At 67.6% G+C, this 26143-nt stretch carries 19 protein-coding genes and 1 pseudogene; 12 read left to right on the top strand and 8 right to left on the bottom strand.

The window, feature by feature from the left end; translation table 11 throughout:
- The 3 genes from HMPREF3115_RS13300 to HMPREF3115_RS13290 form a co-directional block, all read left to right on the top strand.
- Positions 1-1206: amino acid permease (locus tag HMPREF3115_RS13300; RefSeq protein WP_256276193.1), on the top strand; the 1206-nt coding region annotated here is incomplete at its 5' end.
- A 132-nt stretch (positions 1207-1338) separates the two neighbouring features.
- Positions 1339-2607 (top strand): NAD(P)/FAD-dependent oxidoreductase, encoded by a 1269-nt coding sequence (locus HMPREF3115_RS13295; protein WP_070554704.1) that lies wholly within the window; start codon positions 1339-1341, stop codon positions 2605-2607.
- 125 nt (positions 2608-2732) lie between these two features.
- On the top strand, positions 2733-3407 hold the full coding sequence (locus HMPREF3115_RS13290; RefSeq protein ID WP_012468043.1) for a TetR/AcrR family transcriptional regulator: 675 nt from the start codon (positions 2733-2735) through the stop codon (positions 3405-3407).
- On the opposite strand, the gene HMPREF3115_RS13285 is transcribed toward HMPREF3115_RS13290, so the two are convergent.
- Together HMPREF3115_RS13285 and HMPREF3115_RS13280 are read right to left on the bottom strand one after the other, a co-directional pair.
- Positions 3392-5227: a phospholipase D-like domain-containing protein gene (locus HMPREF3115_RS13285; protein WP_070554701.1), complete on the bottom strand. Its 1836-nt coding sequence runs from the start codon at positions 5225-5227 to the stop codon at positions 3392-3394. The genes HMPREF3115_RS13290 and HMPREF3115_RS13285 overlap by 16 nt on opposite strands.
- A 225-nt stretch (positions 5228-5452) precedes the next feature.
- Complete coding sequence (locus tag HMPREF3115_RS13280; protein WP_070554699.1) at positions 5453-6211, bottom strand: DeoR/GlpR family DNA-binding transcription regulator; 759 nt, start codon at positions 6209-6211, stop codon at positions 5453-5455.
- 207 nt (positions 6212-6418) lie between these two features.
- On the opposite strand from HMPREF3115_RS13280, the gene HMPREF3115_RS13275 reads away from it, so the two are divergent.
- The 3 genes from HMPREF3115_RS13275 to nadE all read left to right on the top strand — a co-directional run bounded on the left by HMPREF3115_RS13275 (position 6419) and on the right by nadE (position 8667).
- The gene (locus HMPREF3115_RS13275; protein WP_006405926.1) at positions 6419-6604 is read left to right on the top strand and encodes a hypothetical protein; all 186 of its coding nucleotides are present in this window, start codon (positions 6419-6421) and stop codon (positions 6602-6604) included.
- Between the two features lie 138 nt (positions 6605-6742).
- A complete protein-coding gene (locus HMPREF3115_RS13270) occupies positions 6743-7618 on the top strand; it encodes a DMT family transporter (RefSeq protein ID WP_006402863.1) in 876 nt (291 codons plus the stop codon).
- A 170-nt stretch (positions 7619-7788) separates the two neighbouring features.
- Positions 7789-8667: an ammonia-dependent NAD(+) synthetase gene (gene nadE, locus HMPREF3115_RS13265; RefSeq protein WP_006402862.1), complete on the top strand. Its 879-nt coding sequence runs from the start codon at positions 7789-7791 to the stop codon at positions 8665-8667.
- A gap of 78 nt (positions 8668-8745) precedes the next feature.
- Here the strand turns inward: nadE and HMPREF3115_RS13260 are convergent, their stop codons facing one another.
- The 3 genes from HMPREF3115_RS13260 to HMPREF3115_RS13250 form a co-directional block, all read right to left on the bottom strand.
- Positions 8746-10422 (bottom strand): S10 family peptidase, encoded by a 1677-nt coding sequence (locus HMPREF3115_RS13260; RefSeq protein ID WP_006410336.1) that lies wholly within the window; start codon positions 10420-10422, stop codon positions 8746-8748.
- Between the two features lie 72 nt (positions 10423-10494).
- The gene (locus tag HMPREF3115_RS13255) at positions 10495-12084 is read right to left on the bottom strand and encodes a S53 family peptidase (protein WP_065496019.1); all 1590 of its coding nucleotides are present in this window, start codon (positions 12082-12084) and stop codon (positions 10495-10497) included.
- Positions 12085-12272: 188 nt separating this feature from the next.
- Entirely contained in the window at positions 12273-12896 is a 624-nt protein-coding gene (locus HMPREF3115_RS13250) for a LysE family translocator (RefSeq protein ID WP_006402855.1), read from the bottom strand.
- 134 nt (positions 12897-13030) lie between these two features.
- Here HMPREF3115_RS13250 and HMPREF3115_RS29220 point away from each other — a divergent pair, with 134 nt between their 5' ends.
- Positions 13031-13495: an Lrp/AsnC family transcriptional regulator gene (locus HMPREF3115_RS29220; protein ID WP_006409251.1), complete on the top strand. Its 465-nt coding sequence runs from the start codon at positions 13031-13033 to the stop codon at positions 13493-13495.
- 78 nt (positions 13496-13573) lie between these two features.
- On the opposite strand, the pseudogene HMPREF3115_RS13245 reads toward HMPREF3115_RS29220, so the two are convergent.
- Positions 13574-14476 (bottom strand): annotated as a pseudogene (locus tag HMPREF3115_RS13245) (LysR family transcriptional regulator); the annotation flags it as partial.
- Positions 14477-14614: 138 nt separating this feature from the next.
- Between HMPREF3115_RS13245 and speB the strand changes: the two are divergent.
- Positions 14615-15571 carry an agmatinase gene (gene speB, locus HMPREF3115_RS13240; RefSeq protein WP_006402848.1) on the top strand — a complete coding sequence of 319 codons (957 nt, stop codon included), beginning with the start codon at positions 14615-14617 and terminating at the stop codon, positions 15569-15571.
- A 51-nt stretch (positions 15572-15622) separates the two neighbouring features.
- Positions 15623-16963 carry an MFS transporter gene (locus tag HMPREF3115_RS13235; RefSeq protein WP_070554697.1) on the top strand — a complete coding sequence of 447 codons (1341 nt, stop codon included), beginning with the start codon at positions 15623-15625 and terminating at the stop codon, positions 16961-16963.
- 58 nt (positions 16964-17021) lie between these two features.
- Here HMPREF3115_RS13235 and metE read toward each other — a convergent pair whose 3' ends face one another.
- Entirely contained in the window at positions 17022-19316 is a 2295-nt protein-coding gene (gene metE, locus HMPREF3115_RS13230; protein WP_070554694.1) for a 5-methyltetrahydropteroyltriglutamate--homocysteine S-methyltransferase, read from the bottom strand.
- Positions 19317-19442: 126 nt separating this feature from the next.
- On the opposite strand from metE, the gene HMPREF3115_RS13225 reads away from it, so the two are divergent.
- From HMPREF3115_RS13225 to HMPREF3115_RS13215, 3 genes are all read left to right on the top strand, one after another.
- On the top strand, positions 19443-20351 hold the full coding sequence (locus tag HMPREF3115_RS13225) for a LysR family transcriptional regulator (RefSeq protein ID WP_035488991.1): 909 nt from the start codon (positions 19443-19445) through the stop codon (positions 20349-20351).
- Positions 20352-20438: 87 nt separating this feature from the next.
- Positions 20439-22028: an inorganic phosphate transporter gene (locus HMPREF3115_RS13220; protein WP_070554693.1), complete on the top strand. Its 1590-nt coding sequence runs from the start codon at positions 20439-20441 to the stop codon at positions 22026-22028.
- 1574 nt (positions 22029-23602) lie between these two features.
- A complete protein-coding gene (locus HMPREF3115_RS13215; protein ID WP_006405915.1) occupies positions 23603-24346 on the top strand; it encodes a 2OG-Fe(II) oxygenase in 744 nt (247 codons plus the stop codon).
- Between the two features lie 111 nt (positions 24347-24457).
- Here HMPREF3115_RS13215 and HMPREF3115_RS13210 read toward each other — a convergent pair whose 3' ends face one another.
- Positions 24458-25882, bottom strand: coding sequence for a DHA2 family efflux MFS transporter permease subunit (locus HMPREF3115_RS13210; protein WP_070554690.1), 1425 nt, complete (start codon positions 25880-25882; stop codon positions 24458-24460).
- Positions 25883-26143: the final 261 nt, after the last annotated feature.

The raw sequence follows: 26143 nt of genomic DNA, 5'->3' as shown, positions 1-26143 counted from the left end.
GCGCAGCTCGTGATGCACTACTGGTTCCCGCACGTACCGGGTGTCTGGTGGAGCGCGCTCTTTCTGACGCTGATCTTCGCGCTCAACGCACTGTCGGTGCGCGGCTTCGGCGAGGCCGAATACTGGTTCGCGCTGATCAAGGTGCTGACCGTGATCGCGTTTCTCGGGGTCGGTCTGCTGATGATCTTCGGGATCATGAAGGGCGGCCCGAGCGCGGGCCTCGCGAACTTCACGATCGGCGACGCGCCGTTCGTCGGCGGCCTGCCGGCGATGATGGGCGTCGCGATGATCGCCGGCTTTTCGTTTCAGGGCACCGAAATGATCGGCGTCGCAGCCGGCGAATCGGAAAACCCGCGCACGACGATCCCGCGTGCGGTCAGCCAGATCTTCTGGCGCATCCTGCTGTTCTACGTGCTCGCGATCTTCGTGATCGGCGTGCTGATTCCGTACACCGACCCGAGCCTGCTGAAGACCGACGTGACCGACATCGGCGTGAGCCCGTTCACGCTCGTGTTCCGTCACGCGGGCCTCGCATTCGCGGCCGGCGTGATGAACGCGGTGATTCTGACGGCAGTGCTGTCGGCCGGCAACTCGGGCATGTACGCGTCGACGCGCATGCTGTACAACCTCGCGACCGAAGGCCGCGCACCGAAGCTGTTCGCGAAGCTGTCGGCAGGCGGCGTGCCGCGCAATGCGCTGTACGCGACGACGGCGGTCGGCGCGCTGTGTTTTCTCACCTCGCTGTATGGCGACAAGACCGTGTACATGTGGCTGCTCAACACGTCCGGGATGGCGGGCTTCATCACATGGCTCGGGATTGCGGTCAGCCACTACCGTTTCCGCAAGGGACTGCTCAAACAGGGTTACCGTCTCGATCAGCTGCCGTACCGGTCGAAGTGGTTCCCGTTCGGCCCGATCTTCGCGTTCGCGCTGTGCGCGATCGTCGCGCTGGGGCAGGACTACCAGGCGTTCTTCGCGGCGCGGATCGACTGGGTCGCCGTCGCCGCTACCTATATCGGGCTGCCGTTCTTCTTCGCGATCTGGATCGGCTACGCGCTGGTGCGCAAATGCCGGCTGGTCCGCTACGAGGACATGGACATCGCCCCGTGGATCGAGCGCACCGCGCCACCCGAGCCGGCCGCCGACACCTCGGCCGGCTACGCCGCCTACGTCGCGCGGCCCGCGAACCCGACGTCCGGCGCATAAGTGCGCCGCCGCGCCACGCGCCGACGCTGCGCGCGGCCGGCGCCACCCCAACACCATTCGACGCGGCGCGCGCGTTCAGGCAAGATCGACGCGCGCCGCCCGTTTTTTCGTCGTCACGACTTGCCGAATCGCATGCAGAACTTCTACGAAGCCACCGTTACCCGCCCGCCCTATCCGCAACTGAGCGGCACGCTCGACACGCAGGTCTGCATCGTCGGCGGCGGCCTTGCCGGCCTGTGCACGGCGCTCGGCCTCGTCGAGCGCGGTGTGCGCGATGTGATCGTGCTCGACGGCGAGCGCGTCGGCTTCGGCGCGTCGGGCCGCAACGGCGGCTTCGTGTTCGGCGGCTACAGCCTCGACAACGCGGACCTGCTGCGCACGCTCGGCCGCGACGAAGCGCGCCGCCTGTACCGGCTGACGGTCGACGCGGTCGACCTGATCCGCGCGCGGATCGCGCGCTACGGGATCGACTGCGACATCGTCGATCGCGGCGTGATGCTCGCGAACTGGTTCGACGATCCGTCGCGGCTCGACGGCGTGCGCACGCTGATGAAGCGCGAATTCGACGTCGACTGGGAACCGGTGACGGCCGACGCGTTGCGCGCGCAACTGCATACCGCGCGCTACCACGGCGGCCTGTTCGAGCCGAACGCCTTCCACTTCCATCCGCTGAAGTACGTACTCGGCGTCGCGGCGGCCGCCGCACGCGGCGGCGCGCGCATCTACGAACGCTCGGCCGCGCTCGGCATCGCGCGCGAAGGCGCGGGCTACGTCGTGCGCACGGCGCACGGCAGCGTGCGCGCGAAGGACGTCGTGTTCGCGGGCGGCGGCTACGCGCGCGGCGTGTCGCCGCGCATCGAGCGCGCGGTGCTGCCGATCGCGACCTACGTGATCGCAACCGAGCCGCTCGGCGATCGGCTGAAGGACGCGATCGACGCGCCGTATGCGATCTACGATACGCGCTTCGCATTCGACTACTACCGGCCGCTGAAAGACACGCGGATCCTGTGGGGCGGTCGCATCTCGGTGCTCGACCGCGGCCCCGACGCGATCGCGCGGCTGCTGCGCCGCGACCTGCTGCGCGTGTATCCGCAGCTCGCGGACGTGAAGGTCGACTACGCCTGGGGCGGACTGATGAGCTATGCGCGGCACAAGATGCCGCAGATCGGCCGCGACGCCGACGGCGTCTGGCATGCGATCGCGTTCGGCGGCCACGGGATGGCGCCGACCACGGTGGCCGGCGAAACGCTCGCCGCTGCGCTGGCCGAAGACCGGCCGGTGCCCGACGGCTTTCGCGCCTTCGGCCTCACGCGCACGTTCGGGCTCGCAGGGCTCGCGGCCGCGCAGCTCACCTACGCCGCGTACCAGGCGCGCGACGCGCTCGCCGCCTACCGCCGATGAGCGTCGCGGGCCGCGCCGGCGCGTCCGGAACGGCGCCGGAAAGCGAGCCGGCGCTCGACGAATCGTCGATTTTCCGCATGCTAGAATGCCCGTTCCACGCCGCCGCGAAGCCAGAACAACCGCACATGAAAGCAGGAAGCAAGGCCGCCACGTCCGACAACCGCGCGCTTCCGTCCGATGCACGGCGCAAATACGATCCCGAGCAAACCAAGCGCAACATCCTCGACGTCGCCACGCAGGAATTCTCCGCGATGGGGCTCGCCGGTGCGCGTGTCGACGCGATCGCCGAGCGCACGAACACGACGAAGCGGATGCTGTACTACTACTTCGACAGCAAGGAAGGCCTGTACGAGGCCGTGCTCGAAAAGGTGTACGGCGACATCCGCGCGCTCGAGCAGGAGCTGCACGTCGGCGACATGGAGCCGCGCGAAGGGATGCGCCGCCTCGTCGAATTCACGTTCGACTATCACGACAAGCATCGCGACTTCGTTCGCCTCGTATCGATCGAAAACATCCACGGCGCGAAGTATCTCGAACAGCTGAAGTCGTTCAAGAACCGCAACGTCAGCATCATCAAGACGCTCGAGGAACTGCTCGAGCGCGGCGCGGCGAGCGGCGCGTTTCGCAAGGACATCGACGCGTTCGACCTGCATCTGCTGATCAGCTCGTTCTGCTTCCATCGCGTCTCGAACCGCTACACGTTCGGCGCCGCGTTCGGTCGCGATCCGTCGGCGCCGCGGCTGCGCACGCGCCATCGCGACACGATCGCCGAAGCCGTGCTGCGCTACATCGCCGCGTAACGCAGGCGTTCGCGGTCGGCCGTTTCCGTTTCCACACTCGCGTCGGCCGGCGCGGGCGACGCCAGTGCGCGCCGCGCCTTCTCCTCCGAACTCCCCGCCACGAAATACTTGCGCGCCCACCGCGCATCGGGCGCGAGCGCGAGCCGCGCATGCGCGCCCGTGCTGCCGTGCTTCGCCTCGATCGCGAGCGCCCGCGCCCGGTAGTGTTCGTAGAGCCGCAGGAATTCCGCGAGATAGGTGCCCGCGATCCGCGCGTCGCGAATCTCGAGCAGGTTCTCGTCGTTGTACTGCTCGGAGTTCCGGCTCATGTTCGCGGAGCCCGTATAGACGATCGGATTCGCGCCTTCCGCATCGATCACGATGAATTTGTGGTGGATCACGACGGGCGGATAGGCCGGTGCCGGTTCGCCCGGAAATAGCCGCAGTTCCGGCTCGAAACCCTGCGGCACCGTCGCGGGCGAGAAATACGCGGCGTCGATCACGTCGCGATGGTCGCGCCGGCGATGGTACAGCTCGAGGTTGGCGAGCGTCGCGGCGTCGAGCGACTGCCCCGCCTGCTGCGCCGCGTCGGCCCTCGTCGCGCTGCCCGCGCTGATCCGGTTCACGAGTCCGAACATCATCAGCCCGCGATCGCCGGCTGCGAAGCACGCGTCGCGCAGCGCCGCGTCGGTCGGCATGAACAGGCAGAACGACACCGAATGCTTCGCGGCCGCGATCGCGGCGACGATCGTGTCGATCTCGGTGCGCCGGCCCGCCGGCTCCGGCGAAAACGCGACGCGCACCTGCGCGCCTCCAATCGTCACCGGCGCCGACCAGCCCGACGACAGGCGCGCCGTCTCCGCAATCGACGGATTCGCGGCCAGCGCCCGCGCACGCTCTTCGTACAGCGCGGCCAGCTCCGGGGAGTCGAACGCGTGCAGCACGTTCGCCTGCTCGGTGAGCCCTTCCGTCGTGAAGTTCGCGGAGCCCGTCAGTACGCGCGCCGGCGCGACGCCCGCGCCGGTGTTCGTCACGATGAACTTGTCGTGCATGATGTGCGTCCTGTCGCGCGGCGCGAGCGTCGCGAGGCCCTGCAGCGCGTCGACGGCCGGCTGGTTCGGCGACGGTAGCGGCCGCTTGCCCTTGCGGCTCGTCACGTGCGCGTCGTAGACGATCGCGAGCGACGCCTCGCCGTGCGCCCGCCCGAACGCTTCGAAGGCAGGCAGCGCCCACAGCGTGTCCGTCAGGTGATAGACGGCCGACACCGCGCGCGAGGCCGGATCGAGCATCTCGGCGAACACCTGCTCCATGTCGTTCGCGAGCCAGGTGCGCAGCTTCAGCGCCTGCGCCTCGCTCGGCGCTTCGTCCGGCGCGAGGCCGAGCGCCGCAACCTGCCTGGCGAACGCCTGCGAACTGACCACCGCGCGGTTGAACCAGGTGCCGATCCCGTCCTCGATGTGTGCGGGCAGCACGATGCGGCACACGCCGGCCTGCGCGTCGAGCAGCTGCAAACGCTCGGGCGTGCCGACGACCGGATACACGTCATAGCGAAACGCCGCCCCGCGATCCTGCGGATCGATGCGCGCGTCCCACCACATGAATTTCTGGATCGGCGCCTGGTCGGTCGGCGCGTCGCCCTGCGTATCGGCGGCCGGGCCGTCGAACGTCAGCCGGTTCGGCAGCCAGCTGGCCGACGCACGCCTGCCGCCGTCCGGGGACCGGAAGCCCGGCGTGCGCCGGATCGCGAAGCCGAGGAAGTCGGCACGCGACTGCGCGTCGGGCCAGTCGAAGGCCAGCAGGACGAGAGTGGGCGACAGATAGCTGCGTACGCGCACGGACATTCGTTGCTCCCTGGCCCGTGGCCGGGCCGGTTCAATGGAGAAATCGCGACTGTTCCCGTCTTCGCCGGTGCGGGCGGCGCGTCAGTGCGCACTCGGGCCAATGCGGGCGCAGCGAGCCGCGGCCGCGCAAGTGCCGCACGCAATCGGCGAGAACCGGTGTCGAGTGTCCGTATCGATGTTTCCGTCGGAATGACGGTTCGATGAAGCTTCTGTGTCGTGCGCGCGTCAGCCGCAGAGCACGAGTTCGATGCCGCGCGCGGTCAGCGCGCGACGTACGGCGCGGTCGGGCGCGCGCTCGGTCACCAGATAGCGCGCGGCCGACGTGCCGTTGATGCGCACCGGCGTCACGCGGCCGAACTTCGAATGATCGGCGACGATGATCGCGGTGCCGGCGGCCGCGATCATCCGGCTGCGCACCTCCGCCGCGAGCCGCGAGTAGTCGGTGCAGTCGCCGTCGGCCGTGATGCCGCCCGCACCGACGAACGCGAAATCGACGTGGTATTGCGCAAGCTGCTGGATCGTGTCGAGGCCGAACGTCGCGTCCTCGTCGTCGGACAGCTCGCCGCCGAGCAGCGTCACGCGATTGCCGTTGCGCCGCGCGAGCACGAGCGCGGTGCGCCAGTCGTTCGTGTAGACCGACAGCCGATGCCGGTCGGCGAGCGCGAGCGCGACCGCGTGCGGCGTACTGCCGGAGTCGATCAGCACCGATGCGCCGTCCGGCACGAATTCGGCCGCGCGCCGGCCGATCGTGCGCTTCGCGTCGGCGTTCGCCGCCTCGCGCTCGGACAGTCTCGGCTCGCGCCGGTCGGCCGCCAGCGCGCCGCCGTGCGTCATCACGAGCAAGCCGCGCGCGGCGAGCGCGTTCAGATCGCGCCGCACGGTCTCGCGCGACACGTCGAGCGAGCGCACGAGTTCCGCGACCGACAGCGCGCCCGATCGACCGAGTTCCGACAGGATGTACTGATGACGTTGTTCCGCGAGCATCGCGCGTTGCGCCCGAGGCGACAGGTAATGGGATGGCCGGCCATTGTATTACGGCCGTTTGACTGCGATTTGACGGCAGCACGCCGGCCGCGACGGGCATCGGCGAAATGCGAAATGGTGTATTGCCTGCCGCGCGCGAATCGGCGCGGCGCGCGTTGCTACACTCTGCGCTTCGCCAAATTACCGACCAGCCAAGGGGCTCGCGCAATGTATCGCAAAGGCAGTGTGCTCGAAATCCAGTTTTCGCCCGAACGTCTGAACGACGGCGCCGGCGATCCGTACTGGATCGATCTGACGCTCGACGAAGCGCGCCGCTTGTACGAGCAGCTCGCCGCACGTTTCGCATCCGACGCGCGCGCGAACCAGCCGCTCGACACGTTCTCGCTCGACTGATCGCGGCGCCGTCCGGCCGCCGGCCTGCAGGCCGCGGCCGCGCGCGAGTGCAGGATTCGACAAGACACACGCGCCGCGTCGACCGATACTGGCCGACTTCCCGATTTCGTCCGGCCGCGCGTCCGCGGCCCGTCACGCATGCTCACGTCGCTCGTCGCCGCGTTGTTCGTCGCGCTCTGGTCCACCGGCTTCATCGTCGCCCGCGCGATCAAGCCGTATGCCGATCCCAACCTGTTCCTGCTCGCGCGCTTCGCCGGCACCGCCGCGCTGTTCGCGGTCGTCGCGCTCGCGGCCCGCGCGCCGTGGCCCGTACGCCGCGAATGGCCGCGTCATCTGATCGCGGGCGCGCTCCTGCAAGGCGTTTATCTCGGCGCAAGCTACTGGGCCGTCGCGCAGGGGCTCAACGCCGGCGTGATGGCGCTGCTCGGCGCGTTGCAGCCGCTCGCGACCGCCGTGCTCGCGGTGCCGCTCTTCAACGAGCGGTTGCCGGCGCGCGGCTGGCTCGGGATGGCGCTCGGGCTCGTCGGCGTCGCGCTCGTGCTCGCGCCGAAGGTGTCGGGCGGCGTCGCCGCCGCGTCGCCGGGCGCGGCGCCGGCGTGGCTCGTCGTCGGCGTGTCGGTGCTATCGGTCGGCGCGATCACGGCCGGATCGCTTTACCAGAAGGGCAAGCTCGCGCAAAGCGATCTGCGCACGGCGGTCGCCGTGCAGAATCTCGGCGCGGCGCTCGTCGCGGCCGTGTTCGTCGTGCTGCTGCACGAATCGCGATGGATCGGCGCGCCGGCGCTGTGGGTGTCGCTCGTCTGGGGCGTCGTCTTTCTGTCGGGTGGCGCAGTCACGATGCTGATGTGGATGCTGCGGCGCGGCAACGCGGCGCGCGCGACGTCGCTCCTGTTCCTCGCGCCGCCGCTCGCCGCGCTGCAGGGGTATCTGCTGTTCGACGAGACGCTCGCGGCGATTCAGCTCGCCGGTTTCGTGCTTGCGCTGGCGGGTGTCGTGCTCGCGCGCCAGCGTTGAGGCGGGCGCGTATTGGGCTCGCGGCTTGTGGTTCGCGTCTCGCATCCCACCCCGCGAACGTCACGTATCGCACGCGCAACGCCCATCCGCACGATCGCACCCGGCGCGCGGCAGCGCACGGCGATTGCGCTTATGATGAGCGCCTTGCATTTCGTTCCGGAACTTTCCCCATGACAGCCGCCGATTACGCCAGCCGCCAACGCGCGATCATCGCCGAACTGAACGTTGCCCCGCATTTCGATGCCGACGCCGAAATCGCACGCCGCGTCGATTTCCTCGCGCAATATCTGCGCTCGACCGGCCTGCGGACCTATGTGCTCGGCATCAGCGGCGGCGTCGATTCGTCGACGGCCGGCCGCCTCGCGCAACTCGCGGTCGAACGCCTGCGCGGCGAAGGCTACGACGCGCGCTTCATCGCGATGCGTCTGCCGAACGGCGTGCAGAACGACGAGGCCGACGCACAGCGCGCGCTCGCGTTCGTGCGCGCCGACGAAGTGCTGACGGTCGACGTGAAGCCCGCCGCCGACGCGATGCTGAAGTCGCTGATCGCCTCCGGCCACGCGTTCGACACGCCGGCGCAGCAGGACTTCGTGCATGGCAACATCAAGGCGCGCGAGCGGATGATCGCGCAATACGCGGTGGCCGGCGCGCGCCGCGGCATCGTGATCGGCACCGATCACGCGGCCGAATCGCTGATGGGCTTCTTCACGAAGTTCGGCGACGGCGGCGCGGACATCCTGCCGCTCGCCGGCCTGAACAAGCGTCGCGTGCGCGCGGTCGCGCGTGCGCTCGGCGCCGAAGAGGCGGTCGTGATGAAGGTGCCGACCGCCGATCTGGAAGAGCTCCGTCCGCTGCGCCCGGACGAGCATGCGTACGGCGTCACGTACGACGAGATCGACGATTTCCTCGAAGGCAAGCCGGTCGGCGACCGCGTGTATGAAACCGTCCTGCGCTTCTACGACGGCTCGCGCCACAAGCGCGCGCTGCCGTACACGCCGTTCGACTGGCCGGGCCTCGGCATCGCCTCGAACGCCGGCCACGGCGGCTGACGCGGCCGGTCCGGCCGATACCGGCAACCGGCCGCGCGCGACACCGTTGCGCACGCGGCCGGGCAAGCGGGCGCGACGCTACGCGTGCCCGCCCGTCTTCTTCGCCTGCAGCGCGCGGATCCGCATCCGTGCGCCCGTATCGGCGACCGTCGCGTCGTACATCGTCGCAAGATCGCGCTTCAGCGCGGTGCGCGAACCGGCGTCGAGATACACCATGTGCCCCGACGGATAGAAGCGCGCGGACAGGTTCTGCCGCACCTTCTGATCCTCGAGCGGCATTTGCTGCAGGTCGATCACGGTCTGATAGAACGGCGTGACGAAGTCGTACAAGCCGTTCGCGGACAGCACCTTGAGGTCGACGTTCAGCGCCATCACCGCCGCGAGATCGCCGGCCGTGTAGAGAATCAGATTGCCCTTCGCATCGATGCCCTGCTGCTCGCCGGTCGGATCGATGTGGCTGAAATCCCAGTTGCGGAACGCCTGGTCGTTCAGGTCCGTGAACGCCGAATTCGACGTGAACTTCAGCTGCTCGTTCAGGTAGCTGTTCCACATCGCCGTGTAGACGCCCGTCACGGCCGTCATGGTCGGATCGTTGCCGCCCGAGTTCGGATCGATCTTGCCCGCGATGCCGGTCGAGATCGCGGTCACGCGGCCGTCGTATGCGCCGAGCGCGAGCCCGCGCGCGTGCAGCAGCGTCGTCAGAAATAGCGAATTGCCGCGCGCATCGTAGCCGGCGATGTCGAGGTTCCAGGATTTCAGCGTGTCGGTATCGATGCCCGTGTAGTCCGACAGCTTCTTCACGACCGCCGGGTCCGCATGCGGGCGCTTGCGCAGCGCGTTCAGATAATCGGTACGCGCGAACTGCGCGACTTCCTCGACGAACGCGCCGAGATCGGCCGGCGCCGGCGTGATGCCGAGCCGCTTGTGATACCACGCGTCGGCCGCCGCGGTCGGCAGCGTGCCGACCGGATTGCCGGCCTGCCGATAATCGAGAATCGACGACTGCAACGTGATGCCGTTCAGATCGACGCCGTCCTCGTGCAGCTTGTACGCGAGCACGCAGCTGCGCGCCGTGCCGTACGACTCGCCGAACAGGTATTTCGGCGAATTCCAGCGATTGTTCTTGGTCAGATAGCGCTTGATGAACTGCTTGAGCGAATCGGCGTCCTGGTCGACGCCCCAGAAATCGCGGTTCTTGTTCGGCGCGACCGCCGCCGAATAGCCGGTGCCGACCGGGTTGATGAACACGAGGTCGCTGTGGTCGATCAGGCTGTCCGGGTTGTCCTCGATCTGGTACGGCGCGGGCGGCGTGAAGCCCGGCATCGCCGTCTTGATCCGCTTCGGCGCGAACGAGCCGAGCAGCACGAACACCGACGACGAACCGGGCCCGCCGTTGTAGAAGAACGTGACGGGCCGCGTTTCCTCCTTCGCGTTGTCGGCCGTGAACGCGACGTAGAAGATCTTCGCGGCCGGCTGCGAACTGCTCGGATCGACCGTCACGAGGTGGCCGACCGTCGCCGTATACGCGATGCGCCGGCCGCCGATCAGGATCGTGTGATGCGTGATCGCGGCCGCTTCGGTCGTGTCGGTGACCGAGTCGTCGGGGCCGTTGCCGTACGCGACCGGATCGAAGAACGGCTGGTCGCGCCCGTGGCTCAGCGCGACCGGGTCGACGCTCGGCGGCACGCCGTGCGAATTGTGGTCGCCATGATGCAGCGGATACACGCCGCCGGAGGATGCGGAATCGATGCCCATCGTGCTGCTCCTGGAAGTAAGAAAAGACGCGGGAAAGCCCCGCGTCGAACGAAAAGCCGTGTGTCGCGCGCGTCAGCTCGACGGCTTGCGCGCGAGGATCGCGGCGAGCTTCGCGCCGTCGGGGCTGCCGAGCCCGGTGCAGGCGTCCCAGCCGGCGGCTGCCGCAAACGTGCCGTTCGATCCTTTCGTGATGTCGCGCAGCGCGTCCGGATGCCGGTACAGCTTCGGGTTGATCCAGCCGGCCGACGTGCCGGCCGCCGCGTTGATCCGCGCGATCAGCGCGGCCCAAAGCGGCGCGACCGCGCTCGTACCGCCCATCACGGCCGGCGTGCCGGCGACCGAGACCTCGTAGCCCGTCTGCGGCGACGCATCGCCCGCGACGTCGGGCACGCCGCGCTTCGCGAGCGGCGCGCGGCTGCCGTCCGCGCGCGTCAGCGAGAGCCCGTGCTGCCAGGCAGGCAGATCGAACAGCGCGCTGACACCGCCGCCGCCCGCGCCGCCGCCCGACGCCTCGTCGTTCCACGCCACTTCGCTGCGGATGCCCTGCCCCGGCAGCGCGTCGAGCTGCGTGCCGCCGCAGCCGAGCACGTACGGGCTCGACGCGGGGAAGTCGACGTGATCGGCGCCGTCCTGCAGCCCGTCGCCCGAGCCGCTGTCGCCGGACGCCGCGCAGACGGTGATGCCCTGCGCGGCCGCCGCCTGCAGCACGCGGTTGAACGCCTGCGCGGACTGCGCCTGCCAGATCGCCTCCGGGCCGCCCCAGCTGATCGAGATCACCGACGGCTTGTTCTTCGTGTCGTTGACGGCCGCGTTGACGGCCTGGATGAAGCCCGCATCGCTGTTCGGCGCGAAGTAGACGGCGATTTTCGCGGCGGGCGCGATCGCGCCGGCGATCTCGATGTCGAGCGCGACTTCGCCGTCCGGGCCGTTCGGATCGCCGGTCGGCGCGTTGCGGCCGGTGCCGACGTTCACGTCGACGAGCGTCGGCGGCGTCTTGATGCCGAGCCCGCTGAAGTATCGCGCGATGTCCGCGGCGCGGTAGCCGCCGCCGAGTTCGACGATCGCGATGCACTGGCCGGCGCCGTCGCCGGCCGGAAACCCGTACAGCGACGCGAGCTGCGGCGGCGTGAACGTGACGCTCGCCGCGCCGCGTGCCGGCTTGAACGGTGGGCGCAGCCGGAAGTGCGGCCGCGCCTGCGGGCGGCTGTCGAGGCCGAGCACGGCCGTCACCGCATCGCCGAGCTCGTCCGGCAGCGCGATGGGCCCCGAGCGGCCGCGATACTGCCCGATCGCGTGATGCTCGAAACGCTCGAGCGTCACGCCGAACGCGGTTTCGAATTGCTTGATGGTGCCCGACAGCACGACGACGCTTTCGGCCGGATCGACGCGATCGACCGTCAGCTGATGACGGCGCGCGAAGTCCTCGGTCTTGCGGATGTCGTCGGGGCTTGCCGAGAAGCGCTGCGCGAATGCGTCGCGCGACAGCGGTTTGGCTTGCGGATCGCCGCTGGCGAGCCGCTGGAGCAGCGTATCGAGTTGCCCTTCTTCCTGCCGCCGCAACATGATCGTGACGTGGATGCGTTCTGCCGGATCGCACGGGCCGAGACACTTGGAGTCGGCGACGATTCGGGGTTCGCGGTCGGCGTGAAGATGCCTTGCCATGTTCAGACCCTCCTTTGTACCGCGTTGCACGGAACAGCCAGGAAATCGGACATGGCCGACGGAAGACGGTTCCGTGTGGTCAGTCGGGTTCGCGGTCGCGCGAAGTCACAGGAAGTGTAGAACAGTCGGATGATTTGCGCGCGGCGCGCAGCGCGCAGCGTGCGGCGCCGCCGTGCGCTGTCGCACGCTTAGTCCATCGAAAGCCGCAGCGCGAAGCCGAGCAGTGCGGCGGAGAACGTCCAGCGCTGCACCGTCTGCGCGAGCGGATGCGCACGCATCCATGCGGCGATCCGCGACGCGCCGAACACGCAGGCGAGATCGAAGCAGACGCCGGCCGCGACCAGCAGCGCGCCGAGCGCGAACATCTGCCAGACGACCGGCCCGGCCTCCGGCCGCACGAACTGCGGCAGCAGCACCGAGCAGAACAGCAGCGCCTTCGGATTCAGCAGATTGGTCAGCAGCCCTTTCACGAACGACTGACGCAGTTCGCCGGCCGCGGCCGCGTCGCCGTTGCCGACGTCGAATACCGGCGAGCGGAACACCTGGATCGCGACGTAGCCGAGATAGAGCGCACCGCCGTAGCGGATCGCTTCGTAGAGCCACGGCGCGCCGCGGATCAGCGCCGCGACGCCGCAAGCGGACAGCGTCACGTGTGCGCTGCGCGACAGCGACAGGCCGGCGGCGGCCGCGATGCCGGGCCGGACGCCGCGGCCGATGCTGGTCTGCAGCACGAGCGCCATGTCGGGCCCCGGCACGGCGTAGATCGCCGCGAGCGCGGCGAGATAAATGAACAGCAAATGCGTGGAAATCATCGTCTTCCCCCGTCCCTCAACGGCGATAGTTTGCCGCTGGCGGATGAGGGTTTATTGGCCGTCTTCTGCCCCGCACTCGCATTTGATAGCGGAATCCGCCACAATTTGCGCATTCGAACAGGATTTCCGCCAAGATGACCGAACTCGACAAAACCGACCGCGCGATCCTCGCCGCGGTGCAACGCGACGGGCGCCTGTCGATCGCGCGGCTGGCCGACAGCGTCGGCCTGTCCGAGACGCCGTGTGCGCGGCGGCTGAAGCGGCTGGAAAACGACGGCTACATCGAGCGCTACCGTGCGCAGCTGTCGCGCAAGGCGCTCGGCTTCGGCGTCGTCTCCTTCGTGCTCGTGCGCTTCGCGACGCACGACCGCAAGGTCGCCGACCGCTTCGAGCGCGAGGTGCTCGGCATCGAGCGGATCCTGTCGTGCCACAACGTCGCGGGCACGGCCGACTATCTGTTGCAGATCGTTGCGCGCGATCTCGACGACTACGGCACGTTCCTGCGCGACTCGCTGCGGATGCTGCCGGGCGTCACGTCGATCGAATCGGCGCTGTCGCTGCGCGAGGTCAAACACGACGCGGGGCTGCCGGTGCCTTGATCGCCCGGGCGGCGAAGCCGCGAACGCCAAATCGAAGCCACGCGCGGCGCGCGGCGGGGAATGGTGTCTGGCCGGCGTATCGGGCGTGTGGTGCGCGCGCTCGAGGTCCTCGAGAAACGCTTCGACGAGCGGATTGCCGCGCCCGCTGCGCGCGACGACCATGTGAAACGTGACGTCGTAACGCAGCCGCTCCGGATCGAGCGGCGCGAGCAGCCCTTGGGCGACGTACGGCGCCGCGAAATGCTGCGGCAGATAGCCGAGGTGATGGCCCGACAGGATCAGCAGCGCGACGGCCTCCATGTTGTCGGCGGTCGCCGTCACGCGGTCGGGCGTCGTCGACATCTGCGCTTCCGGCAGCGGGTACGAGCGCCAGGCCCACTCGAATCCGGCGACGTCCTCGGGCGTCAGCGTGCCCGCGCGCGCGAACAGCGGATGGCCGCGGCCGCAATACGCGACCTGCCGCTCGACGAACAGCGGCGTGTATTCGAGCGACGGCACGCGATGCCAGAAATAGCCGACCGCGATCTGGATCTCGTCGCTCAGCAGCTTCTCCTCGAGATCGCCCGGCGCGCGCACCGAGATCGAGAAGCGCACGGCCTCGTCGCGCGTACGGAACGCGGCGATCGCCTCGGCGATCCGCGCGTTCTGGCTCACCGGCGTATGGCCGATCAGCCCGATATTGAGCGTGCCGACCAGCTGGCGATCCATATGCCGCGCGGCCATGCCGAATTCGTCGAGCGCTGCGAGCAGCTTGCGGCTCATCGCGTGGAACCGCTCGCCCTTCGGCGTGAGCCGGAAGCCGCTGCGGCCGCGCTCGCAAAGCCGATAGCCGAGCCGCGTCTCGAGCGACGACAGCTGCGCGCTGATCGTCGACTGGCCGACGTTCAGCACCGCCTGCGCCGCCGATACGCCACCCGCGTCCGTCACCGCGAGAAACACGCGGATCAGCCGCAGATCGAGGGTCGACAGATTCCCCAGCACGCTATTCCCCTTCCATGCATCGATGAAGATCGATGTTTACGTCGATATCTTCGCATTCTTCTTTAAGGCCGGAACGCGTACAACTGTGCGCCGAGCCGCGTCGAATGATACGGCAACCCCACATTGGAAGAGCGCCCCATGAACGACCACACCCATTTCCAGCCGCTCGGCGGCAATGAAATGCCGCGCTGCGGCGGCATCGCGACGATGATGCGCCTGCCGCACGTGGCGAGCGCCGCCGGCCTCGACGCCTGCTTCGTCGGCGTGCCGTTCGATCTCGGCACGTCGAACCGCACCGGCGCACGCTTCGGCCCGCGCCAGATCCGTACCGAATCCGTGCTGCTGCGCCCGTACAACATGGCGACGCGCGCCGCGCCGTTCGATTCGCTGCAGATCGCCGACATCGGCGACGTCGCGATCAATCCGTACAACCTGCACGATTCGATCGCGCGCATCGAAGCCGCGTACGACGCGATCCTCGAGCACGACTGCAAGCCGATCACGCTCGGCGGCGATCACACGATCGCGCTGCCGATCCTGCGCGCGATCCACCGCAAGCACGGCAAGGTCGCATTGATCCACGTCGATGCGCACGCCGACGTGAACGATACGATGATGGGCGAAAAGATCGCGCACGGCACGCCGTTTCGCCGCGCGGTCGAGGAAGGCCTGCTGCACGGCGACAAGGTCACGCAGATCGGCCTGCGCGGCACCGGCTACGCGGCCGAAGACTTCGACTGGTGCCGCGAGCAGGGTTTTCGCGTCGTTCAGGCGGAAGAATGCTGGAACAAGTCGCTCGTGCCGCTGATGGATGAAGTGCGCGAGCGCGTCGGCGACACGCCCGTCTACATCAGCTTCGACATCGACGGCATCGATCCCGCCTACGCACCGGGCACCGGCACGCCGGAAATCGCGGGCCTCACGGTGCCGCAGGCGCTCGAGATCATCCGCGGCGCGCGCGGGCTGAACATCGTCGGCTGCGATCTCGTCGAAGTCGCGCCGCCGTACGACCCGTTCGGCACGACGGCACTGCTCGGCGCGAACCTCGCATACGAGCTGCTGTGCGTGCTGCCGGGCGTCGCGTACCGCGACTGACGCGCGCCGCGACCATTCCCAATCAGAGGATTCAAGAGGAGCCAGAAAAAGATGGAGACTTCCGTCAAGCAACCGAAGCGGGCGGCGCTTGCGTCGTTCGTCGGCACGACGATCGAGTGGTACGACTTCTACAGCTATGCGACCGCCGCCGCCATTGTGTTCGGCCCGCTGTTCTTTCCGGGCGAGAACCGCTTCGTGAGCTTGCTCGCGTCGTTCGGCTCGTTCGCGGTGGGCTTTTTCGCGCGGCCGTTCGGCGGCGTGCTGTTCGGCTATCTCGGCGACCGCTTCGGCCGCAAGCGCTCGCTGCTCGCGACGCTGATGCTGATGGCCGTGTCGACGGTCGCGATCGGCCTGCTGCCCACCTATGCGACGGCCGGCATGCTTGCGCCGATCCTGCTCGTGCTGATGCGCGTGCTGCAAGGAATCGCGGTCGGCGGCGAATGGGGCGGCGCGGTGCTGCTCGCCGGCGAACACGCGCCGGCAGGCAAGCGCACGTTCTTCGCCTCGTTCGCGCAGCTCGGCAGCGCGAGCGGCCTGATCCTGTCGATGCTCGCGTTCGGCGCGATCAGCACACTGCCGAAGGAAGACCTGATGAGCTGGGGCTGGCGCCTGCCGTTCCTCGCGAGCGCGGTGCTGCTCGCCGTCGGCTTCGTGATTCGCGCAAGCGTGTCCGAATCGCCGGAGTTCGAGGAGGTGCGCAAGAGCGGCGACACCGCGCGCAATCCGGTGCGCGAGGCGCTGAAGTACTGGCCGCTGCTGCTGCTCGCGATCGGTGCGAACGTATACGGGATCGCCGGCGTGTACTTCAGCAACATCTTCATGATCAGCTATGCGACGCAGTTCCTGTCGCTGGACCGCTCGATGGTGCTGCATTGCATGACGATCGTGGCCGTGCTGCAGTTCGTCGTGCAGCTCGCGGCCGCGTTCTTCGCGCAGCGCTTCGGAACGACGCGCGTGCTGCTGATCACCGGCGCGTGGGCCGCGATCGTGCCGTTCGTGATGCTGCCGCTCGTGCATTTCGGCACGCCGCTGTCGATCACGGTCGGCGTCGGCCTCGCGACGCTCGCGGAATCGGGCTACTACTCGGTCGTCGCGGGCTTCGTGAGCGGCATCTTCGTCGCACGGATCCGCTACACGGCGATCTCGATCGCCTATCAGGTGTGCGGCGCACTCGCCGGCGGCCTGACGCCGCTCGTCGCGACGATCATCGCGCAGAACACCGCGCCGCAGTGGTGGCCGCTCGCGATTCAGTACACGAGTGCCGCAGTGCTGTCGTCGCTGTGCGTGTGGCTGATCTCGCGCCGCGTCAGCATCGACGATGCGGGATCTTCCGCGAAGGATGTCGATGCGCTGCCGCGCGCTGGCGCGCACACCGCCGCGCGTACCGCGTAAGCGTCGCACTTCGCCGGGCAGACCTCGGCGCCTGCCCGGCGCGCCGCGCGCGGCGACGTTACCGCTGCTGCGCGCGCAGCGTCTTCGCGGCCGCCACCATGTTGGCCAGCGCCGGGATCACTTCCTCCCACCGGCGCGTCTTCAACCCGCAATCCGGGTTCACCCACAGACGATCGGCCGGGATCCGCTCGGCCGCCTTCTTCATCAGCGCGACGATGTGGTCCTGTGTCGGAATGTTCGGCGAATGAATGTCGTACACGCCGGGCCCGATCTCGTTCGGATACCTGAAGCTGTCGAACGCGTCGAGCAGTTCCATGTCGGAGCGCGACGTTTCGATCGTGATCACGTCGGCGTCCATGTCGGCAATCGACGCGATGATGTCGTTGAACTCCGAATAGCACATGTGCGTGTGGATCTGCGTGTCGTCGCGCACGCCGTTCGCGGCGATCCGGAACGACTCGACCGCCCATTGCAGATACGCGCTCCATTGCGAACGGCGCAGCGGCAGCCCTTCGCGCAACGCGGCCTCGTCGATCTGGATCACGCGTACGCCGGCCTTCTCGAGATCGAGCACTTCGTCGCGGATCGCGAGCGCGAGCTGACGGCAGGACACCGAGCGCGGCTGGTCGTCGCGCACGAACGACCAGTTCAGGATCGTCACGGGGCCCGTCAGCATGCCCTTCATCGGCTTGTGCGTCAGCGACTGCGCATACGCGATCCATTCGACCGTCATCGCCTTCGGGCGGCTGATGTCGCCGAACAGGATCGGCGGCTTGACGCAGCGCGAACCGTACGACTGCACCCAGCCGAACCGGCTGAACGCGAATCCGTCGAGCTGCTCGCCGAAATATTCGACCATGTCGTTGCGCTCGGCTTCGCCGTGCACGAGCACGTCGAGTTCGAGCGACTCCTGCTCGCGCACGCTGCGCTCGATCTCGGCACGCATCGCCGCGCGATAGCCGGCTTCGTCGAGCGTGCCCGCCTTGAAGCGGCTGCGCGCGTGCCGGATCTCCGCGGTCTGCGGGAACGAGCCGATCGTCGTCGTCGGGAATGCCGGCAGATTCAGTTGCGCGGCTTGCTTCGCCGCGCGCTGCGGATAAGGGCTCGCGCGATCGCCGAGACGTGCATCGATACGCGCAATCGCGTCCTTCACGGCCGCGTTGTGCACGCGCGGCGAGCGGCGGCGCGAGTCGATCGCGGCGGCATTCGCGGCAAGCGCGTCGGCAACCTTGTCGCGCCCTTCGTTCAGCGCGGTCGCGAGCACCTTCAGCTCGTCGAGCTTCTGCAATGCGAAGGCGAGCCACGAACGGATGTCGGCATCGAGCCGGTCCTCGCTCGCGAGGTCGACCGGCACGTGCAGCAGCGAGCACGACGGCGCCAGCCACAGCCGGTCGCCGAGCTGCTTCGCGAGCGGTTCGAGCCAGTCGAGCGTCGCGTTCAGATCCGTCTTCCAGATATTGCGGCCGTTGATCGCGCCGACCGACAGCACGCGGTCCGCCGGCAGTTCGCGCACGACTGCGGCGATCTCGTCGCGCGCGTTGATCGCATCGACATGCAGGCCGTCGACCGATAGCGACGCCGCAAGCGTCAGGTTGTCCTGCAACTCGCCGAAGTAGGTCGCGAGCAGCAGCTTGATGCGGCGCGTCTCGAGCGCCGCATAGGCGGTGCGCAGTGCGTGCCGCCATTCGGCATCGAGTTCGGTGACGAGAACCGGCTCGTCGACCTGCACCCACTCGACGCCTTGCGCAGTCAACGTATCGAGCAGCGCGCCGTATACGGGCAGCAGTTTCGGCAGCAGCGCGAGCCGGTCGGAATCGTCCTTCGACTTGCCGAGCCACAGATAGGTGACGGGGCCGAGAATCACGGGCTTCGCGGTCACGCCCGCCGCGCGCGCCTCCGCGAGATGCTGAAGCAGCCGCGACGGATCGAGCGAGAAGTTCGTATCGGCGTGGAACTCCGGGACGATGTAGTGATAGTTCGTGTCGAACCACTTCGTCATCTCGCCGGCCGCGACGCCGCCGCAGCACGCGGCGTGCGCGTCGGCGGACTGCGCGGAACGGCCGCGCGCGACGCGGAAGTAATTGTCGAGCGGATCGCCGTGAAAATCCCGCACGCGCTTCGGCAGATTGCCAAGCGTGAAGCTCATGTCGAGCACCTGATCGTAGAACGCGAAATCGCCGATCGGCACGAGATCGAGCCCGCGCTGATCGTTCCAGTGCTGCCGACGCAGCGCCGCGCCGAGCGCCGTCAGTTCGTCGCGCGACGATTCGCCGTTCCAGTAGCGTTCGAGACCGAACTTGAGTTCGCGCTTCGCGCCGATGCGTGGAAAACCGAGGTTGTGTGTCGTGACCATGGAGCTGCCGTTCTGAAGGAATGATGGATCGGCAGCCATGATAGGGATTTCAACACATGAAATAAAATGGCATTATTTCATTCATCCATCAAAACTGTTCATGTATCCGGTTCGCCGGCGCACGTCATGCTCGAACGTTTTCATCTCGTCGTCATTCGCGAAGTCGAACGGCAGGGCTCGCTGACAGCCGCCGCCAACGCGCTGCATCTGACGCAATCGGCCTTGAGCCATACCGTCAAGAAGCTTGAGCAGCAGCTCGGCACGCCGATCTGGGACCGCGAAGGCCGCGGGCTGCGGCTCACGCAGGGCGGCCAGTATCTGCTGCGGCTCGCGCATCGGCTGCTGCCGCAGTTCGAGTTCGCCGAGGAACGGATGAAGCAGTACGCGAAAGGTGAGCGCGGCACGCTGCGCATCGGGATGGAATGCCACCCGTGCTATCAGTGGCTGCTGAAGGTCGTGTCGCCGTACCTGTCGCGCTGGCCGGATGTCGACGTCGACGTGAAACAACGCTTCCAGTTCGGCGGAATCGGCGCGCTGTTCAGCTACGACATCGACGTGCTCGTGACACCCGATCCGCTGAACAAACCGGGGCTGCGGTTCGATCCGGTATTCGACTACGAGCAGGTGCTGGTCGTCGCAGACGCGCACCGTTTCGCCCGCGCCGACTACGTGACGCCCGAACAACTCGTCGACGAGGTGCTGATCACGTACCCGGTCGAAACGGACCGGCTGGATATCTACAACCAGTTCCTGACGCCGGCCGGCATCGTGCCGAGGCGGCACAAGTCGATCGAGACGACCGACATCATGCTGCAGATGGTCGCGAGCGGACGCGGCGTCGCCGCGCTGCCGAGATGGCTCGCCGACGAATATGCAGACCGGATGCCGGTCGTGCCGGTCAAGCTCGGCAAAAAAGGAATCGCGAAACAGATCTTTCTCGGCATCCGCGAAGCGGACGCGCAGATCGACTATCTCGCCGCGTTCGTCGCGCTCGCACGCGAATCGACGTGGCATGCGCCGCGCCTGTTGAGGTAAGCCGCGCACGGCGGCCGGGACCGCTGTCATCAAACTGACTGAATGGCGACGCTAGGATCGGACGGGACTCCTTCACGAGATGCCGCCATGAATCAGCCTGCTCCGTCCGCCGCCAATCAGGGCTCCGTCGAGCGCACCCGACAGATCGGCTATGCCGCCTTCCTGCTCGTCCTCGTCGTCGGCGGCGTCTACATCGCGACCCATTTGCTCGCCGATCTCGCGCCGGTTCGGGAGGGCTCGCTGTTCCCGTACCTGATGCTCGGTGCGGCGCTGCTGATCGCGCTCGGCTTCGAGTTCGTGAACGGCTTTCACGATACGGCGAACGCGGTCGCGACCGTGATCTACACGCACTCGCTGACGCCGAACGTCGCGGTGATCTGGTCCGGCATGTGGAACTTCCTCGGTGTGATGGTCTCGAGCGGTGCGGTCGCATTCGGAATCCTGCAGCTGCTGCCGGTCGAACTGATCCTGCAGGTCGGCAGCGGCGCCGGGTTCGCGATGGTGTTCGCGCTGCTGATCGCGGCGATCGTATGGAATCTCGCGACCTGGTATTTCGGACTCCCATCGTCGAGCTCGCATACGCTGATCGGCTCGATTATCGGCGTCGGGCTGATGAACCAGCTGATGCATGGGTCGTCCGGCACGAGCGGCGTCGATTGGGGACAGGCGCTCGGCGTCGGCAAATCGCTGCTGTTCTCGCCGATCGTCGGCTTTGTCTGCGCGGCGCTGCTGCTGCTTGCGCTGAAGGCCGTCGTGCGGATTCCCGAACTCTACAGCGAGCCGCAGAAGGACCAGCCGCCGCCGTTCTGGATCCGCTGCCTGTTGATCCTGACCTGCACCGGCGTGTCGTTCGCGCACGGGTCGAACGACGGGCAAAAGGGCATGGGGCTGATCATGCTGATTCTGATCGGTACCGTGCCGACTGCGTATGCGCTGAACAAGGCCGTGACGCCGGCCGAGTCGCAGACGTTCGTCGCGGTCGCGAACCAGGCCGCCGCGACGCTCGGCAAATATGCGAACGGCGTCGCGCCCTCGGCGAATCCGCGCGCCGATGTCGAGCATTACGTGCAGCATCGCGAACTGACGCCCGCCGTGATTCCCGCCGTGCAGCAGCTTTCCCGGTCGCTGGCCGGCGCGGTCGGCTCGTCCGGCTCGATGGCGGCCGTCCCGCAGGGCGACGTCGACAACGTGCGCAACACGATGTACCTCGTGTCGGAGGCGATCCGGCTGATCGAGAAGTCCGGACAGCCGGCGTTCGCCGCTGACGACAAGCTCGCGATCGACAACTACCGCTCGCAACTCGACCACGCGACGAAATTCATTCCGACCTGGGTGAAGGTCGCGGTCGCGATTGCGCTGGGGCTCGGCACGATGGTCGGCTGGAAGCGGATCGTCGTGACGGTCGGCGAAAAGATCGGCAAGCAGCACCTGACGTACGGCCAGGGCGCGTCGGCCGAACTCGTCGCGATGCTGACGATTGGCGCCGCGGATGCGTACGGGCTGCCGGTCTCGACGACACACGTGCTGTCGTCCGGCGTGGCCGGCACGATGGCCGCGAACGGGTCGGGGCTGCAATGGGGGACGGTTCGTAGTCTCGTGCTCGCGTGGGTGCTGACGCTGCCGGCGTCGATTGTGCTGGCGGGGGCGCTGTATTGGCTGTTTCGGTCGCTGGCGTGAGGGTGGCGGTGGTCAGGGCGGGTTTGTGGAGGTCGAGCGCCGCTGTGAGGCGGTAACCGGTTGATCGACGCTGGCGTGGCGTGATGGCAATCGGGTGGCGGTCGCGATCGCGCCGCCGCGGGCGATGCCGTTCGCGGTGGCAGGCGCTGGCGATTCACTAACAATGGCGATCGCGTCGGCGCCGATGCCCCGTCGGCAGTAGCGATCGCGTTGGCACTAGAGATCTGCTGGCGATAGCGACCGCGTCGGCGCGCCGTCGATCCGGCAGCAATAACGATCGGGCTGGCACCGGCAAGCCGCTGGTCATGGCGATCGCGTTAGCACTAGCGAGTTGCCAGCGATCACGTCGGCGCTGTGGATTCGCCTACGATGGCGATCGCGCTTCGCACCGGTGGTTCGCCTGAACCGCGACCGGGTTGGCACTGGGGAGCCGCCAGCGGTGTCGACCGCGTCGGCTGGCATCCGTGCTTTCCTAGCGTTCGCGTTAGCACTGGTGATTCACTAGCGGCGAAGATCCCGTTGGCACCGGCGACTTCTAGCGGCCTCGATGGCGTTCCACCCACGATTCACTAGCGGCGGCGGTCGCGCTAGCCCTGGCGATTCACTGGCGGGGACGATTCCGTCGGGACTAGCGACCGCTGGCCACCTCGATCGATCGCACTGACGATTCACTAGCGGTGGCGATCGCGCTGGACTCGCGATTCACCAGCGGCGACGATCCCACTGGCACTGGCGATTCACTGGCGGGGACGATCCCGTCGGGATTGGCGACCGCTGGCCACCTCGATCGCGTTCGCACCGGCGATTCACTAGTGGGACCATCCCACTGGCAGTGGCGATTCACTGGCGGGGACGATCCCGTCGGAACTGGCGGCCGCTGGCCACCTCGCTCGCGTTAGCACCGGCGATGCACTAGCGGCGACCATCCCGCTGGCAGTGGCGATTCACTCGCGGCGATGATCCCACTGGCACTGGCGATTCACTAGCGGGGACGATCCCGTTGGGACTGGCGGCCGCTGGCTACCTCGCTCGCGTTCGCACCGGCGATTCACTAGCGGCGACGATCCCGTTGGTACCGGCGACCGCGGGCCACCTCGACCGCGTTCGCACCGGCGATTCACTGGCGCTGGCGATCGCGTTGGTACTGGCGACTCATTCGCAATGGCGTTGGCACCGTCGCTCCAGTAGCCGCAACGATCGCGTTCAAACTCGAGCCGCCAGCGATGCCGATCGCGTCGACACCGTCGATTCCCGGCGCGGGTGGCCGCCGTCGGGATGGCGGAACAGCCGGCCGGCGATACGTCGGCCCCACGTCGTCGCCCCGCTCCGCCTTCGTTCCCCACCGAATTGGCGCGCAAGATCCGGCACGCATCGACGCGCGCTCGCCTCTACACTGAAGCCATTCATGGGTCATCGCGGAAAGCAGCACGAACGTCGCTGCCCGAATGGCGTTGTCGCGTATCGGGTCGTGCCGACCCCATATCGCCGCGTATCGCAGTGTGCGCTCCCCGCGAGCCGCGACGCCGACCATCCCGCAACCGCAACGCCGCACCGCTGACGAACGGAGTACGTCTGTGAACATTGCCGATCTTCCCCGCACGGCCGAACCCGTCGACGTCGCAAGTCGCGTCGACGCGCTCGACTGGCACCTCATCGACACCGACCTGGACGGCTACGGCTGCGCGCACGTGCCGCGCCTGTTGTCGCCCGACGAATGCCGCGCGCTCGCGGCGCTCTATCCGGACGACACACGCTATCGGTCACGCGTCGTGATGGCGCGGCACGGATTCGGGCGAGGCGAATACAAGTATTTCGCGTATCCGCTACCGACACTCGTCGATGCGCTGCGCACCGCGCTGTATCGCCATCTCGCGCCGATCGCGAATCGCTGGAATCGTGCGCTCGGCATCGATACACGCTACCCCGCCGATCTGGCTGCGTTTCTCGCGCGCTGCCACGAGGCGGGACAGACGCGCCCGACACCATTGCTACTCCAGTACGGTCCCGGTGACTACAACTGCCTGCATCAGGATCTATACGGCGAGCATGTGTTTCCGCTGCAGGTCGCGATTCTGCTGTCCGCGCCGGAGCGCGATTTTACCGGCGGCGAATTCGTGTTGACCGAGCAGCGACCGCGGATGCAGTCGCGCGCAGAAGTGGTGCCGGTGGCGCAAGGCGATGCGGTGGTTTTCGCCGTGCATAGCAGGCCGGTGCAAGGCACGCGCGGCATTTATCGCGTGAACCTCCGTCATGGCGTGAGCCGGATCCGCAGCGGGCATCGGCACACGGTCGGCATCATTTTTCACGACGCGCAGTGACAGCCGCGCCACTGCGACTGCGACTGCGACTGCGACTGCGATATTCGCCGACGAGCGGAGGCGGCACACGCTTCGCCGCGCGGATGTACGTCATATCCGCGCGCCGCTCGCTTACCCGCGTGCGGCGCTTGCACGCAGCCGATCGCCCGCATCGCGTGCGAGCCGCGCGTAACCGGGCAACGTCAGCAACGCGAGCACACCGGCCGCGACGAAGGCCCATCGAAAATCCTCGAGCAGATAATGAACGCCGCCCGTATCGCCACGCAGCGAAGCCGCAACGCGCAGCGACAGCGCGCCGAACGCGATGCCCATGCCGATCGTCATCTGTTGCGCGGCGCTCCATAGCGTGCTTGCCGCGCTCGTCTGCTGCGCGGGGATATCGGCATACGCGAGCGTCGCCAGCGTCGTGAACTGCATCGATCGCGTCAGTCCGTAGACGAACACGACGAGCAGCGTGATCGCGAGCGGCGTCGACGCCGTGAGCCAGCCGCATGCGATCGTGCAGATGCCGACAATGGTCACGTCGACGAGCGCGACACGGCGGAAGCCGAACCGATCGAGGATCCACGACGTGCCGGCCTTCATGCCGAGATTGCCGAGTGCGCTCGCGAGCAGCAGCAGGCCCGACTGAAACGGCGATAGTCCGAAGCCAATCTGGAACAGCAGCGGGAGCAAATACGGCACCGCGTTGATCGCAATCCGCGTGATCGATCCGGTGATCACGGTGACCGAGAACGTCGGCACTTTCAGCGTCGTGAAATCCAGCAGCGGGTGTGCGCATCGCCGCGCATGAACCCACGCGGCAATGCCGAACAGCAGGCTGGCGCCGACGAGCATGCCGGCCTGCGCGAACCGCGCATTTTGCTGCCCGGCCGTTTCGGTACCGAGCAGTAGACAGGTCAAGGCGCCGCCGGCCAGGACGAACCCGATCCAGTCGAGCGGCCGCTGCTGCTCCGCGCGCGTGTTCCGGACGATGAGCCAGGTGCTGACGAGTGCGGCGATACCGAACGGCACGTTCAGCAGGAAGATCCAGCGCCACGATGCATAAGTCGTGATAAAGCCGCCGATCGGTGGTCCGACGACTGGCGCAACGATGCCCGGCCAGGTGATCGTCGCGATCGCGCGCATCAGCCGCGATTTCTCGGTGCTGCGCACGACGATCATCCGGCCGACCGGCACCATCATGGCTCCGCCGACGCCCTGCAACAGCCGCGCGGCCGTGAATGTCCCGACGCCGTTCGACAGACCGCACAGTATGGAGGCGCCGGTAAAGACCACGATGGCGCTGCCGAACACCGTTCTCGAGCCGTAGCGGTCGGCGATCCAGCCGCTGATCGGGATGAAGACCGCAAGCGCGAGCATGTAGGCCGTCATACCGAGGCTGAGCGCATTCGGTCCGACGCCGAACGTGTGCGCCATTTGCGGTAGCGCGGTAGCGATCACGGTGGTGTCGAGATACTCCATGAAGAACGTCGCGGCGACGAGATACGGCAGGAAGTCGGTCGTCCGATCACCTGAGGCGGAACGAGCAGTCATGAACGGTGTAATAGACGGGGATGCAGAAACGCCGGCCGCCGTCGCTGGCGGTTACAGCTGGAGCCGGCACGAATCGCGATATTACCCTGAAGAGGTAATTTCCCGCTTTGGCTGGGTATGTCGATGCATGGTGCGCGGTGCAGGCACTGACCGGCGTGCAATGCGTTGGAGACGGGAAGAGGATTGGAGCGACGCGTTTCGGCCGCCGCCAATGCAAAAACCCCCGCCTGCTCGGGCGGGGGTTCTTGGCTTAGGGAGCCT

The sequence above is a fragment of the Burkholderia sp. HMSC10F09 genome, from assembly GCF_001806955.1.
Classification (GTDB): Bacteria; Pseudomonadota; Gammaproteobacteria; order Burkholderiales; family Burkholderiaceae; genus Burkholderia; species Burkholderia multivorans.
This window is presented reverse-complemented; position numbering and strand designations above follow the sequence as displayed.